This window comes from Paraburkholderia caledonica, from assembly GCF_000383275.1.
Taxonomy (GTDB): Bacteria; Pseudomonadota; Gammaproteobacteria; order Burkholderiales; family Burkholderiaceae; genus Paraburkholderia; species Paraburkholderia caledonica.
In genome coordinates this window covers 564,441-583,799 of sequence record NZ_KB911036.1, presented here as the reverse complement: position 1 = coordinate 583,799, position 19,359 = coordinate 564,441, and the positions used below count along the sequence as shown (strand labels likewise).

Below are 19,359 nucleotides of genomic sequence, written 5' to 3'. Positions count from 1 at the left end.
GACCTTGCGCACAGCGCCAGGTTTCGAACGGTCCAGCACGGACAGCCGCACCGCCAGGAACACCATGAAGCTCGAACACCCGGATCGTCTGATGAACCGCACTCCTCTCTCGCTCGCCGCGCTCGAAGTGCATGACGCCTTCGCTGAACGGCATATCGGCCCGGATGCGGCCGACCAGGAAGCGATGCTCGAAGCCTTGGGCTTCACGTCGCGCGCCGCGCTGATCGACGCCGTCATTCCAAAGACGATCCGCCGCACCGAACCGCTGCCGCTCGGCCCCTTCGCACAGCCTAAGAGCGAAGCAGAAGCGCTCGCCGCGCTGCGCGAACTCGCGGACAAGAACCAGGTGTTCCGCTCGTACATCGGGCAGGGTTACTACAACGCCCACACGCCGACGGTGATCCTGCGTAACGTGCTCGAGAATCCCGCGTGGTACACGGCGTACACGCCTTATCAGCCGGAAATCTCGCAGGGCCGCCTCGAAGCGCTGCTGAACTTCCAGCAAATGATCGTCGATCTGACAGGTCTCGCGATCTCGAACGCGTCGCTGCTCGACGAAGCCACCGCCGCAGCCGAAGCAATGACGCTGCTGCAACGCGTGGGCAAGCCGAAGTCGAATGTATTCTTCGTCGCCGACGACGTTCTGCCGCAAACCATTGAAGTGGTGAAAACGCGCGCCACGCCGGTCGGCATCGAAGTGAAAGTGGGCCCCGCAGCGGAAGCCGCGAACGCAAATGCATTCGGCGTGCTGCTGCAATATCCGGGCGTGAACGGCGACGTGCGGGACTATCGCGCGCTGACCGAGGCGATCCACGCAGCGGGCGGCCACGTGGTGGTCGCCGCCGACCTGCTCGCGCTGACCGTCCTTACGCCGCCGGGCGAGTGGGGCGCGGACGTGGCCGTCGGCAACACGCAGCGCTTTGGTGTGCCGGTCGGCTTCGGCGGCCCGCATGCGGCCTACCTCGCCGTGCGCGACGAATTCAAGCGCCAGATGCCGGGCCGTCTCGTCGGTGTGACCGTCGACGCGCAAGGCAATCCCGCGCTGCGTCTCGCGCTGCAAACGCGCGAACAGCACATTCGTCGCGAGAAAGCGACGTCGAACGTATGTACGGCGCAAGCGCTGCTCGCGATCATGGCCAGCATGTATGCGGTGTACCACGGCCCGCGCGGTCTCAAGACGATCGCGTTGCGCGTGAACCGCATCGCCGCGTTGCTCGCGGAAGGCGCGAAGCAGCTTGGCTACACGCTCGTCAACGAAACGTTCTTCGATACGCTCACTTTCGACACCGGCGCACGCACGCAAGCGTTGCACGACGCGGCCAAAGCGAAGCGCATCAATCTGCGCCGCGTGAGCGACACGCAAGTCGGTGTGTCGATCGACGAAACGACATCGCGCCGCGATCTCGGCGATCTGCTGGCTGTGTTCGCTCAAGCCGCGGGTGCGAAAGACGCGCCGCAAGTCGACACGCTCGACGCCGCGATCACGGCATCCAGCACGGCCTCGGTGCCGGCTGCGCTCGAACGCACGAGCGCGTATCTCACGCATCACGTATTTAACCGTCATCATTCGGAAACGGAAATGCTGCGCTATCTGCGCAGCTTGTCGGATAAGGATCTCGCGCTCGACCGGTCGATGATCCCGCTCGGTTCGTGCACGATGAAGCTGAACGCGACGTCGGAAATGCTGCCGGTCACGTGGCCCGAGTTCGGCCAGATTCATCCGTTCGCACCGGCTGAGCAAACTGTCGGCTATCGCGAAATGATCGATCAGCTCGAAGAAATGCTGGTCGCCGCAACCGGCTACGCAGCGGTTTCACTGCAACCGAATGCGGGCTCGCAGGGCGAATATGCCGGCCTGTTGATCATCCACGCATATCACGCGTCGCGCGGCGAAGCGCATCGCAACGTCTGCCTGATTCCCGCTTCGGCGCACGGCACGAACCCGGCGTCGGCGCAAATGGCCGGCATGCAGGTCGTGGTCGTCGCGTGCGACGCGCAAGGCAACGTCGATGTCGAAGATCTGAAGAAGAAGGCCGACCAGCACGCCGACAAGCTCGCGGCGATCATGATCACGTATCCGTCCACGCATGGCGTGTTCGAACAGAACGTCCGCGAAATTTGCGAGATCGTGCATGCGCGCGGCGGCCAGGTCTATGTGGACGGCGCGAACATGAACGCGATGGTCGGCTTGACCGCGCCGGGCCAGTTCGGCGGCGACGTCTCGCACCTGAATCTGCACAAGACGTTCTGCATTCCGCACGGCGGCGGCGGACCGGGCGTCGGTCCGGTTGCGGTCGGCGCGCATCTCGCGCCGTTCCTGCCGAACCAGATTTCGTCGGGCTACGAACGCGCGCCCAACGGTATTGGCGCAGTGTCGGGCGCACCTTACGGCTCGGCGTCGATCCTGCCGATCTCGTGGATGTACATCGCGATGATGGGCGCGAAAAACCTCACCGCCGCGACCGAGACCGCGATCCTCAATGCGAACTACGTCGCGAAGAAACTCGCGCCGCACTATCCGGTGCTGTATTCGGGCCCGGGCGGACTCGTCGCGCATGAGTGCATTCTCGATCTGCGTCCGATCAAGGAAACCAGCGGCATCACTGTGGACGACGTCGCGAAGCGCCTCGCCGACTACGGCTTCCATGCGCCCACCATGAGCTTTCCGGTGCCGGGCACGCTGATGGTCGAGCCGACCGAATCGGAATCGAAGGAAGAACTCGACCGGTTCATCGAAGCGATGATCGCGATCCGTAACGAAATTCGCGCTGTGGAAGAAGGCCGCTCGGACCGGGAAGACAATCCGCTGAAGCACGCCCCGCACACGGCTGCAGTCGTCATCGCGGACGAGTGGAAGCATGCGTACGCGCGCGAAACCGCCGCCTATCCGCTGCCCACGCTGATCGCGAAGAAGTACTGGCCGCCGGTCGGCCGCGCGGACAACGTCTATGGCGATCGCAACCTGTTCTGCTCGTGCGTGCCGGTTGCGGATTACGAGTAACACCCGGCCGTCGCCGCGCGCCGCCCGCAGCCCGTAGCGTGCGGTGCGCGGTTCTGTCGCTGGAGGCTGCAAACGGCTAACATCACACACCGAATCAGCCCAACGAGGAGTTTCGCATGGTGCGAAAGGTGCGATTGATGCAAAGCCCGGCCGGGGCAACGCGAGTCCCAACGTGGCGGCACGCATACGCATGCCTGCTTGCCGGCGCAGCCGTGTTGCTGCCGCTTCGCCATGCGCAGGCGGCAATGAATTTTTGCGCAGCGCCCGCCTGGCAAACCAGCGAGCGCACGAATGCCGATCCCGGCGTCAAGGCATTGGTGAGCAATGTGCTCGCGCATCTGAACGACAAGCCTCACGCGCTAGGCAAACTGCACACGGAAGGCACGCTGCCGCATGAGGGCATCTACGATCAGAGCGTCGAAGCCGAGAAGGATCTCGACCTGTTGCGGGACGCGGCGCTCGCATGGCGCGCCACCAGCGACGACCGGTATCTGAAGCTCGTCGACCGTTTGCTGTACGCGTGGGTCACGACCTATCAGCCGAGCTTCAATCCAATCGACGAAACGCACTTCGAAGGGCTGATCCTCGCGTACGACATGACCGCGAGTGCGCTGCCTGTGAAAACGCGTAACGCGTCGATGGCGTTTCTGACGAAGCTCGCGAACGGCTACATCGCCGACATCGACGACCAGCCGCGTCCTTTGAAAGGCACTTACCGGAACAACTGGCAAAGTCACCGGATCAAACTGATAGCCATGGCGGCTTTCACGCTCGACAACCGCAAAATGATCAATGCGGCGCAGCGTCTCTTTGCCGAGCATATTGGCGACAACATCGAGCCGGACGGCTCCACGATCGATTTCAGCGAACGTGACGCGCTGCACTATGTCACTTACGATCTGCAGCCGCTCGTCACCGCCGCGCTCGCCGCCCGCCGCCACAACCGCAACTGGCTGCCGGAGAAGGGCGCGAACGGCGCGTCGCTGCAAGCCGCGCTGAACTGGCTCTCGCCGTACGCGGAGGGCAGCAAGACGCATGAAGAATTCGTGCATTCGAGCGTCGCATTCGACGCAAAACGTCGCGAAGCCGGCTTGCCCGGCTACTCGGGTCAGTGGGACCCGAAGAACGCGACGGAACTGTTTCATCTGGCGGCGCGTCTCGACGGACGCTATACGCCGATTGCGCTGCGGCTCGCGCCGACGCCACCCGCGTGGCTCGCCGTGTGTTTGCCGATGCCGGCGCGCTAAACCAACTTTCATCAGCAGGGAGCAGTAATGGCAGTCAGCGTGTTCGATCTCTTCAAAATCGGCATTGGTCCGTCAAGTTCGCATACGGTCGGGCCGATGCGCGCGGCGCTGATGTTCGCCCAAGGGCTCGAACGCGATGGGCTGCTGCCGAACACCGCGTCGGTGAAAGCGGATCTTTACGGGTCGCTCGGCGCAACAGGCAAAGGGCACGGCACGGATCGCGGCGTAATGCTCGGTCTGATGGGCGACGCACCCGACACGGTCGACCCCGACACGATCGCGCAACGGCTAGAAGCCGTGCGCACCACGCGCAAGCTTGCACTGCTCGGCACGCATGAAGTGCCGTTCGTGCAAAAGGATCACATCTCGTTCTACCGGCAAGCGCTGCCCGAACATCCGAACGGGCTCAAGCTGCGCGCGTTCGACGTGCAAGGCGAGACGCTGCGCGAATCGACGTATTTGTCGGTGGGCGGCGGCTTCGTGGTGACGGCCGGCGCACCGAATACCAAGGTTCTTGCCGCCGTCGACCAATTGCCGCACTCGTTTCGCACCGGCAACGAATTGCTCGCGCTGTGCGGATCGACCGGCAAAAGCATCGCGCAATTGATGTGGGAAAACGAGCGGGTCTGGCACACCGAAGAAGAGACCCGCGCAGGCCTTCTGAAAATCTGGGACGTGATGCAGTCATGCGTGTCGCGAGGCTGCGGCATCAACAATCCGGACGCGGACGGCAACCTGCCCGGCCCGTTTCAGGTGAAGCGCCGCGCGCCGCAGCTGTATCGAGCGCTATCGGGCAACCCCGAGCTTGCGCTGCGCGATCCGCTGTCGATGATCGACTGGATCAATCTCTACGCAATCGCGGTCAACGAAGAAAACGCGGCCGGCGGCCGCGTCGTCACCGCGCCCACCAACGGCGCCGCCGGCATCATTCCCGCGGTGCTCCATTACTACACGCGATTCATGCCCGGCTCGAACCAGCAAGGCGTGATCGACTTCCTGATGACGGCGGCTGCGATCGGCATTCTGTACAAGTTGAACGCGTCGATTTCCGGCGCCGAAGTCGGCTGCCAGGGCGAGGTCGGCGTCGCCTGCTCGATGGCTGCCGGCGCACTCGCCGCCGTGATGGGCGGCACGCCGAAGCAGGTCGAAAACGCGGCGGAAATCGGCATGGAGCACAACCTCGGGCTGACGTGCGATCCGGTCGGCGGCATGGTGCAGATTCCGTGCATCGAGCGCAATGCAATGGCGTCGGTGAAAGCCGTCAACGCGGCGCGCATGGCACTGCGCGGCGACGGCAGTCATTACGTGTCGCTCGATTCGGTCATCAAGACCATGCGCGAAACCGGCGCGGATATGAAGACGAAGTACAAGGAAACGTCGCGCGGCGGTCTGGCGGTGAATATCGTCGAATGTTGATGCTTGACTGCAGGATGTCCGTTGCCGATCGTTGATCGGCAACGCGGCGTGTTGCGAAGTGAACGAGACGCGGGCCCCAGGGTCCGCGTTTTTTGTTTGCACGTTTGCATGTTTGCTAGCCGCGCCCGTTGTGTGAGCGCCCGTTGCGCTGCGCCGTGACACCGGGTGCGCTCCCAGCGTAAGCTGTCGGGGCGCCGGTCGGCCGATCACGCAGTCGATACCGACGCAACCGCACTCATGCACTGTCTGGAGGCCTCATCGCAATGTCGCAGCCGAATGCTCCCGTTTCCGATACTGCCGCCGCTCGAACCACTGGCGCGCGCCTTGTTGTCGACGCTTTGCTCACACACGGTGTCGAACGTGTCTTCTGCGTGCCCGGTGAGAGTTTTCTCGCCGTGCTCGATTCATTGCACGACGAAACGGAGCGCATCCAGACCATTGTCTGCCGTCACGAAGCGGCGGCCGCGAACATGGCGGAAGCGATCGGAAAGCTGACCGGGCGCCCGGGCGTCGCGCTCGTCACGCGAGGCCCGGGTGCGACGCACGCATCGATTGGCGTACACACCGCGTTTCAGGACTCCACGCCGATGATCCTGCTGATCGGTCAGTGCGCGCGCGAGCATCTCGATCGCGAGGCTTTCCAGGAGATCGACTATCGGCGCATGTTCGGTCAGATGGCGAAGTGGGTCGCGCAGATCGACGATCCGAAGCGCATTCCCGAATATCTGAGTCATGCGTTCTACACGGCGACTTCCGGTCGGCCGGGGCCCGTGGTGCTGTCTTTGCCCGAAGACGTGTTGAGCGATGCATGCGGCGCCGTACCGGGCGCGCCGCGATATCAGCGCGTGGCCGCGTCGCCGTCGACCGCGCAGATCGGCAAGCTGCGCGAATTGCTGGAGAGCTCGCAACGGCCAATGGTGATAGCAGGCGGAAGCGGTTGGACGCCCGCGGCCTGCGCGGACTTGCAACGCTTCGTCGAGAACTGGCAATTGCCTGTCGGCCTTGCGTTCCGCTTCCAGGACACGCTCGACAACGAGCATCCGAACTATGCCGGCGATGTGGGACTGGGCATCAATCCGGCGCTGGCCCAGCGTATCCGCGATGCCGACCTGCTGCTCGCGCTGGGTCCTCGCCTCGGCGAAGCCACGACGAACGGTTATACGTTGCTCGACATTCCCAAGACGAAGCAGACACTGGTTCACGTGCACCAAGGCGCGGAAGAGCTGGGGCGGGTGTATGCCGCCGATCTGCCCATCGTCTCCGGCATGCCTGAACTTGCGACAGCGCTCGCAGCGTTGGAACCCTCTGCCCGCACGCTGACGTGGGCGGGCGCGGCGGAAGAAGCGCATCGCGCGTATCTCGAGTGGCGCAAACCTCGGCCGATTCCCGGCGACGTACAAATGGGCGAAGTGATCCAGCAACTTCGCGCGCATCTTCCCGATGACGCAATACTGACCAACGGCGCCGGCAATTACGCGACGTGGTTGCATCGGCACTTTTCGTATCGTCAATACCGCTCTCAACTTGCGCCTACGAGTGGCGCGATGGGCTACGGCGTGCCGGCCGCGATCGCGGCGAAGTCGCTGTATCCGCAACGCGCGGTGGTCGCGCTGGCGGGCGACGGCTGCTTCATGATGGCCGCGCAGGAACTCGCGACGGCGATGCAATACGACCTGCATGTGCTGTTCATCGTCGTGAACAACGGTCACTTCGGCACGATCCGCATGCATCAGGAGCGGCACTATCCGAATCGCGTACACGGCACCCGGCTCACGAATCCGGACTTCGCGGCATTCGCGCGATCGTTCGGCGCGCACGGCGAAACCGTTGAACGCACCGAAGATTTTCTGCCGGCGTTACAGCGTTCATTGGAGGCGAAATGCGCGGCGGTGATAGAGATCCGTATGCCGCAGGAGGCGAGCACGCCCGGCGCGACTTTGGAGCAGATTCGGGAGCAGGGGAGGAAGCTGCGCGGGGAGTAAGCGCAACGGTACGAGGGAAAAGCGCCTTCTTCGACAACCCATAAAAAAAACCCCGCCGAAGCGGGGTCTTCAAGATCGGATCGATCTGCAAAGAAAGGCTTACTTGCCGCCAACGCTTTGCAGGGTCGTCCACTTGCCGTCGACAACCTTGTACAGCGTGATGCCGCCGTTCTTCAGATCGCCCTTGGCGTCGTACGAGAGGTTCGACGACGTCACAGCCGGCATCGACGTCTTGGCGAGCACCGGCAGGTACTTGGCCGGGTCCGTCGAGTTCGCCTTCTTCATTGCTGCGAACATGGCCATTGCGCCGTCGTAAGCGTACGGCGAGTACGTTTGCACGTCTTCGTTGAAGCGCTTCTTGTACTTGGCGACGTAGTCCTTGCCGCCCGGCATTTCTTCCAGCGGCAGGCCGGCGAGCGATGCCACCGTGCCGTTCGCTGCGTCACCCGCGATCTGGATGAACGTCGGCGTGTGAACCATTTCGCCGCCCATCAGCGGCGCCTTGATGCCGAGCGCCTTCATCTGCTTGACCATGGGTGCTGCTTGCGAATCCGCGCCACCGTAATAGATCAGGTCCGGATTGGCTGCCTTCAGCTTGGTCAGGATCGACTTGAAGTCCACGGCCTTGTCGTTCGTGTATTCACGATCGACGATCGTGCCGCCCGCTGCCTTCGCCGCCTTCTCGAACTGATCCGCGAGACCCTGGCCATAAGCCGTGCGGTCGTCGACGATCACGATCTTCTTCACGCCAAGCGTCTTGACCGCGAACGTGCCCGCGACCGAACCTTGCTGCGTGTCGGACGTCATCATGCGGAACGTGGTCTTGAAACCTTGTTGCGTGTATTCAGGCGCCGTTGCCATTGCGATTTCGGGAATGCCAGCGTTCGCGTAGATGCGCGAAGCCGGGATCGTGGTGCCCGAGTTGAAGTGGCCGAGCATGCCCTTGATGCCGTCGTCCACCAGCTTCTGCGCGACGGTGGTGCCGGTGCGCGGGTCAGCCTGGTCGTCTGCCGAGTCGAGCACGAAGCGAACCGGCTTGCCGCCGATCACCGGCTTCGTTGCGTTGATGTCTTCCACAGCCAGCGTGATGCCGTTCTGGAAATCTTTGCCGTAGTGCGCCTGCGCGCCCGTCATCGGACCGGCGAAACCGATCTTTACGTCGTCCGTAGATTGAGCGTTGGCCGTCCCCGCCAGCGACATCGCCGCAACCAGTGCTGCGCCTGCCAGCTGTGTCATCTTGTGTTGCATATCTTCTCCTTGGTACCAGGTGTGGATGGAGCGGCTTTCGGGATCGCCGTTACCGCTTCCGTTCTAATGACCGCCCCCAATCCTGGCGCATCGCGCCAGGCCCCCCGAGGGGGCGCAAGAAAACTTGGGGCGGCCCGGCGTTTTCTTGCCAGTAATCGATGAGGTTCGCTCAACCGATCGTCATCAAATTCGCATTACCACCGGCAGCTGCCGTATTCACGCTGACCGAGCGCTCCGTCAACAGACGTTCGAGCGCGTAGTCTTCGTCGCCGCTCTCCAGCGCACGCGACGCGACGCCTTGCACCGACACAATCGGTCCGGGACGCTTCGCGACTTCCTTCACGAGCGTCAGCAATTCGTCGCTGTCGCCTTCGAACAAAACAGCGTCGAACGGCGTCTCCGCGTTCTTGCGCACGCTCGCATAAGACTTCAGCGATGCGGGCAACTGCGTCACCAATTGTTCCCCAGCCGCGCCTTCGAACAACGCTCGATTTCCCGTAGCCAGCACGGCGGCAAACTGCGCGCGCGCACCGCTCGCGGTCGATGCGATACACAACACCGTGCCGCGCGCACCCAGCGTGTAAGTGTTGCGCTCGCCAGTCGGCCCCGACAACACCGCGGTCGCGCCAGCCGGCATATGTGACAGATAACCGTCGCAACGCGCAGCAAGTTGCGGCTCGCGCTCGGCAATCAGCCAATCGCGCAACGCCGTCAACGCGGCGGACGGATTGTCGCCTTTTTCGGCTGCTTGCGGTACATCTACGATCAGCGCCTGCGCAAGCGACTTCGGCAAGCCTGCAGGACGTGTCGCGAGCAGACGCTGCAGATACAACGCGCCGCCGGCCTTCGGCCCCGTACCCGACAACCCTTCGCCGCCGAACGGCTGCACGCCGACCACCGCGCCGATCACGTTGCGATTCACGTAGATGTTGCCGACATGCGCGCGGCTGATCACGTGAGCAATGGTTTCGTCGATGCGCGTATGGATACCGAGCGTCAGGCCATAACCCGTCGTGCGGATCTGCTCGAGCAACTGGTCAAGCTGACTGCGACGGTAACGCACCACATGCAGCACGGGCCCGAACACTTCGCGCTTCAATTCGTCGATGCTGTCGAGCTCGATCAGCGTCGGCGGCACGAACGTGCCTTGCGCGCAGCCCTCCGGCATCGGCAGTTGCTCGACCTTGCGGCCCTTCTCACGCATTGCCGCGATATGCGCGTCGATGCCGCGCTTCGCGTCAACGTCGATCACCGGGCCGACGTCGGTCGACAGGCGATCCGGATTGCCCACCGTCAGTTCGCGCATCGCCCCCGTCAGCATTTCGAGCGTGCGGTCCGCAACGTCGTCCTGCAAACAGAGAACGCGCAGCGCCGAACAACGTTGACCGGCCGAATCGAACGACGATTGCATCACGTCCGCCACCACCTGTTCTGCGAGCGCCGACGAATCGACGATCATCGCGTTCTGACCACCTGTTTCGGCGATCAGCGGAATCGGTTTGCCTTCCGGGTCGAGACGGCCCGACAGCGTCTTGTTGATGAGACGCGCGACTTCGGTCGAACCGGTGAACATCACCGCACGCGTGCGCGGGTCGGCGACGAGCGCAGCACCGACGGTTTCGCCATCGCCCGGCAGCAATTGCACGGCACCGGCAGGCACGCCGGCTTCGCGCAGAATGCGCACGGCCTGGGCGGCGATCAGCGGCGTTTGCTCAGCCGGCTTCGCGAGCACGGTGTTGCCGGCTGCGAGCGCGGCGGCCACCTGGCCCATGAAAATCGCGAGCGGGAAATTCCACGGGCTGATACACACGACAGGTCCAAGCGGACGATGCGTGTCGTTCGAAAATTCGCTGCGAATCTGAGTCGAGTAGTAGCGCAGGAAGTCGATCGCTTCGCGAATTTCCGACACCGCGTTCGCGAGCGATTTGCCCGCTTCGCGCACCACGAGGCCCATCAGCGTATGCATCTGCGCTTCGAGCAGATCGGCGGCACGCGCGAGGCAATCGGCACGCGCTTCTACGGGAGTTGCTTGCCAGATCGGCGCTGCGGCAACCGCGTGCGCCAATGCGGCGCTCACATGTTCAGCACTCGCTTCGACCACCGTGCCGACGAGGTCGCGATGGTCCGCCGGATTGCGCACGTCGCGCGCATTGCCCAGAACGATCTGATCGTCGGCGAGCATCGGCGCGGCGCGCCACGGATGATTCGCGCTCGCCAGCAACGCCGACGACAGCGACGCGAGACGATGCTCGTTCGACAGATCGAGACCCATCGAATTGAGACGCTCCGCGCCGTACAGATTGCGCGGCAGCGGAATCTTTGCGTGCGGCGCACCGAGCGGAACGATCTTCGACGCTTCTTCGACCGGATCGGCGATCAGATCCTGGATCGCGACGTTTTCATCGGCGATGCGATTGACGAACGACGTGTTCGCGCCATTCTCCAGCAGACGTCGCACGAGATACGCGAGCAGCGTTTCGTGCGTGCCGACCGGTGCATACACGCGGCACGGACGGTTCAGCTTGCCTGCGGACAGCGGGCCCGTCACTTCTTCGTAGAGCGGCTCGCCCATGCCGTGCAGGCACTGGAACTCGTACTGACCGGGATAGTAGTTGTTGCCCGCGAGGTGATAGATCGCCGACAGCGTGTGCGCGTTGTGCGTGGCGAATTGCGGATACACCGCGTCGGGCGCGCCGAGCAGCTTCTTCGCGCATGCGAGATACGACACGTCCGTATAGATCTTGCGCGTGTAGACCGGATAGCCTTCGAGGCCATCCACTTGCGCACGCTTGATTTCGGTGTCCCAGTACGCACCCTTCACGAGGCGCACCATGATGCGGTGACGGCTGCGGCGCGCGAGGTCGACAATGTATTCGATCACGAACGGGCAGCGCTTCTGATAAGCCTGCACCACAAAACCGATACCGTTCCAACCGGCGAGTTCCGGATCGAAGCACAGCGCTTCCAGCAGATCGAGCGAGATTTCGAGGCGGTCGGCTTCTTCGGCGTCGATATTCAGGCCGATGTCGTAACGGCGCGCGAGGATCGCAAGCGAACGCACGCGCGGCAGCAACTCGCTCATCGTGCGCTCCTGCTGCGAGCGCGAGTAACGCGGATGCAGTGCGGAGAGCTTGATCGAGATGCCCGGACCTTCGTAGATGCCGCGGCCGCCAGCCGCCTTGCCGATCGCGTGGATCGCCTGCTCATACGACGCGTAGTAACGCTGCGCGTCCGCTTCGGTCGTCGCCGCTTCGCCGAGCATGTCGTACGAATAACGGAAACCGCGTGCTTCGTATTTGCGGCTGTTCGCCAGCGCTTCTGAAATGTTTTCGCCGGTGACGAACTGCTCGCCCATCAGGCGCATCGCCATGTCCACGCCCTTGCGGATCAGCGGCTCGCCGCCCTTGCCGATCAGCCGCGTGAGCGCCGACGAAAGGTTCGTCTCGCTGTTGGTGGTGACCAGCTTGCCGGTGATCATCAAGCCCCAGGTCGCGGCGTTGACGAACAGCGACGGCGCCTGGCCGACGTGCGATTTCCAGTCGCCCTTGCTGATCTTGTCGCGGATCAGCGCGTCGCGCGTCGCGCGATCGGGAATGCGCAGCAAGGCTTCGGCGAGGCACATCAGTGCGACACCCTCCTGGCTCGACAGCGAAAATTCGTGGATCAGCCCTTCGACGCCGCCGCCCTTACTCTTGCCGCGCAGCGTTTCGACGAGCTTCGCGGCGAGCGCTTGCACGTCACCTGCGAGATTGGCCGGCAAGCGCGCCTGACCCAGCAGGAACGGCACGCATTCCGGCTCCGGCCGGCGATATGCCGCGGTGATGGCCGCGCGCAACACCGATTGCGGTTGCACGTTCTGCGCAAAGTCGAGGAACGGGTGCGCCGCACCGTCCTCGTCCGGTTCGACCGACGCGCCGTCAGCCATGTCGGCGGAACCCGCCACGCCCGACAGTTCCGGCGGCAGTTGTCCCTGCTCGATCTTTTCCAGGTACGCGAAAATCGCCTGTTTGATCAGCCAGTGCGGAGTGCGTTCGAGGCGGGTGGCGGCATCTCGCAGCCGGGAACGCAGGAGGTCGTCGACCTTGACGCCAAGGGTGGTGCTAGCCATGTTTCCTTCTTCGGATACCAGACGAAATGCTGGCGAAAGACAAAAGTTGGCCGAATCGTACGCCTCCCAATAAAAAGGTGCAACCGGCATAGCGAAACGGTTGCACCTCGCTCAATCCCTTGCCTGTCGGGGCTTTCCGGCCGGTCCCCGTGAGAGGGCGAAGGCCGGTAAGGATCGGTATTTTCCCTGGCCAGATTTCTTTTCTTCGAACCCTTATCAAACCGGCGGGCGCGCCGTTATAGAGGACATAGCGGGCGCGGGGTCACGCGCGCACAAAAACGGTACGGGGTGAGGACAAGCGAAATGGAAAAGTGGCTGGTCGTATTGAGCATCTGGGCGATGTGCGCAACCTGCGCCGTGCTGTTTATCCGCGGCGCGACGGGCGGCTCAGACAAACGTGATGCGTCCGAAGGTCGGGAACGCGCGACGTCGGCCGCATCATCCGGTGACGCGCAGGCGGCATTGAACGACTGAGCGCAGCGGCGGCGCGATTAGCTGCGCGGTGTGTCCGGATGCCTGGCCTGACTGGCTGCCGCAGGCGTTTTTGCGGCGGGTTTGCCAGATCTGCCGGCCGTTCCCGCCGGGAAGTGAGAAGTGAACACTGTGAGATCCACCATGCTTTGTTCCAGCGACTACAGATCTTCCGCTCGCTATCGACAACTCGCGGCACGCGGCGCGCACGTTTCGTCGCGGGCATCGGCGGTGTTGGGTACGCGGACACGCACGCGCGCCGCGACTTCCACCGCAAGCTATTCGAACACGGTCCGAGCACGCGCCCGGAGCGCGCGCAGCCGCTGTCGATAGTGATTGATTGCTGATCCGAGTCGCGCCGACGCAAACCCGGGGGCACAGGCGCCGGCTCAAATATCGAGCGGGTCGACTTCGAGGTTCCAGCGAAGCACGCCCTTCAACCCGCGCAATAACGGCTGCCACGCGCGCAACGTGGCCTGCAGCGCCGCGCGCGACGCACTTTCTATCAGCAACTGCGCGCGGTGGACGTGCATCACCTTGACGATGGTGAGCGGCACCGCGTCGTAGACGGTCACGCGTTCGGCAGCCGCAATGCCCGTCAATTCGGCCGCGCCCTGCTGCAGAAAAGCGAGCGCAGCTTCGAGCGTGCGGCCTTCCGCACGCAGCAACGCCTGGTACACGAACGGCGGCAAATGCGCGTCGCGCCGCTCGGCCAGCGTCGAATTGGCGAAGCCGACGTAATCGTGGCGCCCAAGCGCGTGATAAAGCGCATGGCGCGGATAGCGCGTCTGCACCAGCACCTCACCTGGCAAACCCGCGCGGCCGGCGCGGCCGCTGACTTGCATCAGTTGCGCGAAGAGGCGTTCGCTCGCCCGAAAGTCGTGGGAAAACAGTGCGGTGTCGGCATTCAGCACGCCGACTAGCGAAACGCGCTGGAAGTCGTGTCCCTTTGCGATCATCTGCGTGCCGACCAGAATGTCGACTTCGCCCGCGTGCACGTCGGAAAAGAGCGCCTGCGCGCTGCCTTTGCGGCGGGTGCTGTCAGCGTCGATGCGCAGCACGCGAGCGCCGGGCACCGCACTCGCGAGCGTTTCTTCGACGCGCTGGGTGCCGCGACCCATGGGTGCAATGTCGACATTGCCGCACTCGGGACATGAGCGCGGAATTCGCGACTCCCAACCGCAGTGATGACAGCGCAGCGCGCGCTCCGGCTTATGCAAAACGACATACGCGCTGCAACGCGGACAACCGGCGACCCATCCGCAGGCATCGCAAGCAAGCTGTGGCGCGTAGCCACGACGGTTCAGAAACACGAGACTCTGTTCGCCGCGCTCTAGCCGCGTCTTCAGCGCGGCAATCAACGGGCCGGACAATCCTTCCACTGAAGCGCGTCCGCGCCGCCGCTCGTCCTCGAGATCGATCAGGCGCACCGTGGGCAGCACTGCATCGGCGACCGCGCGGCGCGACAAGGTAAGCCGCTTGTAGCGCCCCTGATCCGCCTGCCACCAGCTTTCGAGCGACGGTGTGGCCGATCCCAGCACGACCGGCAGGCCTAGCTGCTTTGCACGATAGATGGCGAGGTCGCGCGCCGAGTAGCGAAGCCCTTCCTGCTGCTTATAAGCCGGATCGTGCTCTTCATCCACGACGATGATGGCGAGCCGGGGCAGCGACGCGAGCACCGCGAGGCGCGTGCCCAACACGATGCGCGCGTGGCCCGCATGCGCCGCGAACCAGTTGCGCGCGCGCTCTCCCTCGGCAAGACCGCTGTGCAACGTGACGATGGCTGTGTCCGCAAGCGCCGCGAAGCGGGCGCGGAAAGCCGCTTCGAACTGCGGTGTCAGGTTGATTTCGGGCACCAGCACCAGCGCTTGCGCGTCTGCATTGGCGGCAAGAATCTCGGCGAGCGCGCGTAGATAGACTTCCGTCTTGCCGCTCCCCGTGACGCCATGCAACAGGAACGGCGCGAAGCCGTGCGCGTCGCGAATGGCTTCGACGGCGGCGGCTTGTTCGTCTGTGAGCGTAGGAAGCGGCTGCGACGGCGCCGGCGTGGCCGCGGCGGCAGGGGGTGCCGTGGCGGCATCGACCACGTCGAGCGCGACCCAGCCCTCGGCTTGCCATGCCGCGAGCGTCGAGATAGCTTTAGGGTGCAGCCCGCGGGCGTCGGCGGCACTCAGGAACTCTCCAGCGGCAAGCGCCTGGGCCAGGTTTCGCAGCGCAGTCGCGCGCGCGGGCAGAGCGTCGGGCAAGGCCGCGCGACCTTCCGGCGTGAGCCTGTAGCGCTCTTCCGGCGCGAGCAGCCGTGACCAGCGCGAGGCGTCACGCAGCGCTTGTGGAAGCGCCGGTAACGCCACTTCGCCAAGTCCACGTTGATAGTAATCGGCAGCGAACGCAGCTAGCGCGAGCCATTCAGCCGACAGCGGCGGGCATCCGGTGCAAACGCCGTTCACCGACCTAAGACGATCGGCGGGAACCTCACTGTGACCAGTCACTTCGCACACGAGGCCTACCACGTCGCGTTTGCCGAACGGCACGCTAACGAGCGTTCCCGGTACGGGCGACTGCGACGAATCGCAGCGGTAATCAAACAGGGTCGGCAGTGGATGGTCCAGTGCGACGCGGACGAACGCTTCACTCATTCGGCTGCGCGGATGCTGGCAAGGGCGAATGGCGTCATTGCGCCGCAGGTGGCAATCGAGATTGCCCCACTCTGGGGCGAGCCGCCGAAGTTAAAGTAAAGCTTCAATTTCGCCGCTAAGTTTTGGATTCCGCTGAACAATTGCTCTCGACCCCGGCTGCCTGTGGATAACTTTGTTGAGAACTTCGCTCCGAAAGCCCGGAAACCGCGCCGCAGCGGCGTTCTGTGGGGTTCCGCACACTTCTTCGGGAAGCCGCCAAACCCTTGCCACGTAAGGCCGAGATCAAATAAATGCGCGTTCTGCAAGGGTCAGGACAGGACTAAAGGTTCTACCGCGCCGCAGCGTGATGAATGTGTATAAGTCAAGTCTTGACAACTGCGAGACCGCCATCTGACGGCCCGCACGGTGCGAATTTTTCCTGAGTGGCAGAGCCCAGCGCGCTGCATCGCAACATAAAACGGCAATTATTACAGCGTTTAAGCCGGTGCGTGTGCGCCGCTGCGAATGGCGCGGCTATGACGATGGACTTCGTCGACGAGCTCTGCAACGTTTTCCGGCGGCGTGAATTGCGAGATGCCATGACCGAGGTTGAAGACGTGGCCCGGATGATTTCCGAAGCTGTCCAGCACGGCGCGCGCTTCCATTCGGATCGCCGCTGGCGGCGCGAACAACACCGACGGGTCGATGTTGCCTTGCAACGCCACCTTTGCGCCTACCTGTTCGCGCGCCTTACGCAGGTTCACCGTCCAGTCGAGGCCAACTGCGTCTACGCCAATGTCCGCAATCTCATCGAGCCACAGCCCGCCGCCCTTCGTGAAGGTGATCACAGGCACTTTTTCGCCGTCGTGCTCGCGCTTCAGTTGACTGACGACCTGCTGGATATAGTGCAGGGAGAAGCGCTGATAGGCGCCGTCCGCGAGCGCACCGCCCCACGTGTCGAAAATCATAACGGCTTGTGCGCCCGCTTCGATCTGTGCGTTCAGATAAGCGGCAACCGAATTCGCGTTGATCTCGAGAATGCGATGCATCAGATCTGGACGTGCGTACAGCATGGACTTGACCGTGCGGAAGTCCGCCGAGCCGCCGCCTTCGACCATGTAGCACGCCAACGTCCACGGGCTGCCCGAGAATCCGATCAGCGGCACGCGTTGACGGCCTTGAGCGTCGGTCAGCGCGGTGCGGATCTCGCGAACCGCGTCGGTTACATACCGCAACGTGGCGTCGATGTCGGGCACCGCGAGTCGCGCCACATCGTCTTCTGTGCGCACAGGGCGCGCAAACGTCGGTCCCTCGCCCGTGACGAACTCCAGACCCAAGCCCATTGCGTCGGGCACGGTGAGAATGTCGGAGAACAGAATCGCGGCGTCGAGCGGGTAGCGCTCAAGGGGCTGCAACGTGACTTCCGTTGCATACGCGGGATTCTTGGCCAGCCCGAGGAAGCTGCCAGCGCGAGCCCGCGTGGCGTTGTATTCCGGCAGGTAACGACCCGCCTGCCGCATCAGCCAGACAGGCGTGTAGTCAGTGGGCTGGCGCAGCAGCGCGCGCAGGAAGGTGTCGTTCAGAAGTTTATGGGCCACGTTGCATGCGACTAGGAGCAAAGGGGCATTTTACCGGACAGCGCGCACCGCATCCTGCTTGATGCAGCCAATAACTGTGATTTGCGAACGGTTTGAAGCCCATTTTCCCGGTCTGCGGGGATCGACGCAACCTGGTCGAATGGCCAATGTTCAAGCGGAAATCTCCTGGCTATTATCCAGCGGCCTGACCATAACAATGCACAATCAAGGAGACTCAATGAATAAGGCAGCAGTCGCATTGCTCGGCGTCCTGACGGGCGCTCTCATGCACACCGGCGCGGCGCAGGCGCAAGCATCGGCCACCACCGCGACACCTTCCCGGCTCGATGAAATCCCCGCGCGTGGCATCTTGCGCGCATGCACGACGGGCGACTACAAACCGCACTCGTTCTATAGGGCAGACGGTCAGTTCGAGGGCATCGACATCGATATGACAGAGTCGCTGGCCAAGTCGCTCGGCGTCAAAGCGGAATTCGTGAAGACTTCGTGGTCGAACCTGATGAACGACTTCGTGGCCAAATGCGACATCGGCGTGGGCGGCGTTTCGCCGACGCTGGAGCGGCAAAAGCGAGCCTTCTTCACCCAGGCGTTTATGGTGGACGGCAAGACGCCGATTGTCCGATGCGACGACGTCGACAAATACCAGACCGTCGCACAGATCGACCAGCCGGGAACGCGTGTAATCGTCAATCAGGGCGGCACGAACGAACGTTTCGCAAAGCAGTTCCTGTCGCACGCATCGATGACTGTTTATCCGGACAACGTGACGATCTTCAAGGAGATCCTCGCCGGCAAGGCCGACGTGATGGTGACCGACGCGTCCGAAACCCTGCTGCAGCAAAAGCTGAATCCTGGCCTGTGTGCCGTGCATCCCCAGAAGCCGTTCCAGTATGGGGAGAAAGCGTGGCTGCTGCCGCGCGGCGATGTCGCGTTTCAACAGTACGTTGACCAGTGGCTGCATTTCGCGCGGGCGACGGGTGAATATCAAGCCGTGCTGGACAAGTGGCTCAAGTGAGGTATTCCGCTCGGCCGCGTTCTTTCCCGGGGTGATTGCGGACGGTCGGCGGCCGCGCCGCTATATAGGGACGGTTTGCCGGTCGCATCATGTAACGGCGGCACGGAAAAGGCCGGCTAGAGGTAAACAAAGGTGAGCGCCAGGTGAATTCGTGAACCGTCCCTTACATTTTTGAAGGTCGCGCGGCGTTTATTGCGCCGCACTCAACTGCGCCGGTCGCTGCGCCCGATTTTCTCTGCACCGGGAACCAGTTGTAACAACAACGGTTTATTGTCGGAAAGATGAACGCGCAACTATTTCATGCGGAATCGACTTAACGCTTTATGCGGCGCTATGCTTCGCGAATATCATTAAACGGTCGTATTAAATTGCCGCGCAGTCATCGGTATATATTACTTTTTTAGCCCTTGAATTCCGCAATAAATCCCTCAGCGCCTTATCTGGCGGGCGTTACAACCTGAAACACTTTGTTACGGCGCTCCTTTGTTAATTCGCCCACAATGCCCTCAACGGTTTCAACACGGATGTGGCTGCGTGCATGGTGTGAGCGGATACGATGCACTTGCCGGTCGGCGTATGCCGAAGCCCTGTAAAGGGGCATCCCTGCTGGGACCGTAGTCGACGCCGGGTCGTCGTCTCAGTCGGTTCCTACATTGGT

Annotated in this window: 10 protein-coding genes; 6 read left to right on the top strand and 4 right to left on the bottom strand. The window is 63.1% G+C overall.

The genetic code is table 11. The annotated features are described in order from the left end of the window. Positions 1–64: 64 nt before the first annotated feature. The 4 genes from gcvP to H281_RS0112450 all read left to right on the top strand — a co-directional run bounded on the left by gcvP (position 65) and on the right by H281_RS0112450 (position 7,646). Positions 65–3,001: an aminomethyl-transferring glycine dehydrogenase gene (gcvP, locus tag H281_RS0112465; protein ID WP_020067441.1), complete on the top strand. Its 2,937-nt coding sequence runs from the start codon at positions 65–67 to the stop codon at positions 2,999–3,001. A 116-nt stretch (positions 3,002–3,117) separates the two neighbouring features. Next, positions 3,118–4,248, top strand: coding sequence for an alginate lyase family protein (locus H281_RS0112460; protein ID WP_020067440.1), 1,131 nt, complete (start codon positions 3,118–3,120; stop codon positions 4,246–4,248). Positions 4,249–4,275: 27 nt separating this feature from the next. Next, a complete protein-coding gene (locus H281_RS0112455; RefSeq protein ID WP_020067439.1) occupies positions 4,276–5,664 on the top strand; it encodes an L-serine ammonia-lyase in 1,389 nt (462 codons plus the stop codon). A 263-nt stretch (positions 5,665–5,927) separates the two neighbouring features. Next, a complete protein-coding gene (locus tag H281_RS0112450) occupies positions 5,928–7,646 on the top strand; it encodes a thiamine pyrophosphate-binding protein (RefSeq protein WP_020067438.1) in 1,719 nt (572 codons plus the stop codon). Positions 7,647–7,745: 99 nt separating this feature from the next. Here the strand turns inward: H281_RS0112450 and H281_RS0112445 are convergent, their stop codons facing one another. Continuing rightward, entirely contained in the window at positions 7,746–8,894 is a 1,149-nt protein-coding gene (locus H281_RS0112445) for a branched-chain amino acid ABC transporter substrate-binding protein (RefSeq protein ID WP_020067437.1), read from the bottom strand. A gap of 169 nt (positions 8,895–9,063) precedes the next feature. After that, the gene (gene putA, locus H281_RS0112440) at positions 9,064–13,002 is read right to left on the bottom strand and encodes a trifunctional transcriptional regulator/proline dehydrogenase/L-glutamate gamma-semialdehyde dehydrogenase (protein ID WP_027804525.1); all 3,939 of its coding nucleotides are present in this window, start codon (positions 13,000–13,002) and stop codon (positions 9,064–9,066) included. Between the two features lie 303 nt (positions 13,003–13,305). On the opposite strand from putA, the gene H281_RS36815 reads away from it, so the two are divergent. Then, the gene (locus tag H281_RS36815) at positions 13,306–13,476 is read left to right on the top strand and encodes a hypothetical protein (protein ID WP_020067435.1); all 171 of its coding nucleotides are present in this window, start codon (positions 13,306–13,308) and stop codon (positions 13,474–13,476) included. Positions 13,477–13,862: 386 nt separating this feature from the next. On the opposite strand, the gene H281_RS0112425 is transcribed toward H281_RS36815, so the two are convergent. Together H281_RS0112425 and hemE are read right to left on the bottom strand one after the other, a co-directional pair. After that, positions 13,863–16,109: a primosomal protein N' gene (locus H281_RS0112425; protein WP_020067433.1), complete on the bottom strand. Its 2,247-nt coding sequence runs from the start codon at positions 16,107–16,109 to the stop codon at positions 13,863–13,865. A gap of 476 nt (positions 16,110–16,585) precedes the next feature. After that, on the bottom strand, positions 16,586–17,686 hold the full coding sequence (gene hemE / locus H281_RS0112415; RefSeq protein WP_020067431.1) for a uroporphyrinogen decarboxylase: 1,101 nt from the start codon (positions 17,684–17,686) through the stop codon (positions 16,586–16,588). Between the two features lie 217 nt (positions 17,687–17,903). On the opposite strand from hemE, the gene H281_RS0112410 reads away from it, so the two are divergent. Beyond that, a complete protein-coding gene (locus H281_RS0112410) occupies positions 17,904–18,701 on the top strand; it encodes a transporter substrate-binding domain-containing protein (protein WP_020067430.1) in 798 nt (265 codons plus the stop codon). The last annotated feature ends 658 nt before the right edge of the window (positions 18,702–19,359 follow it).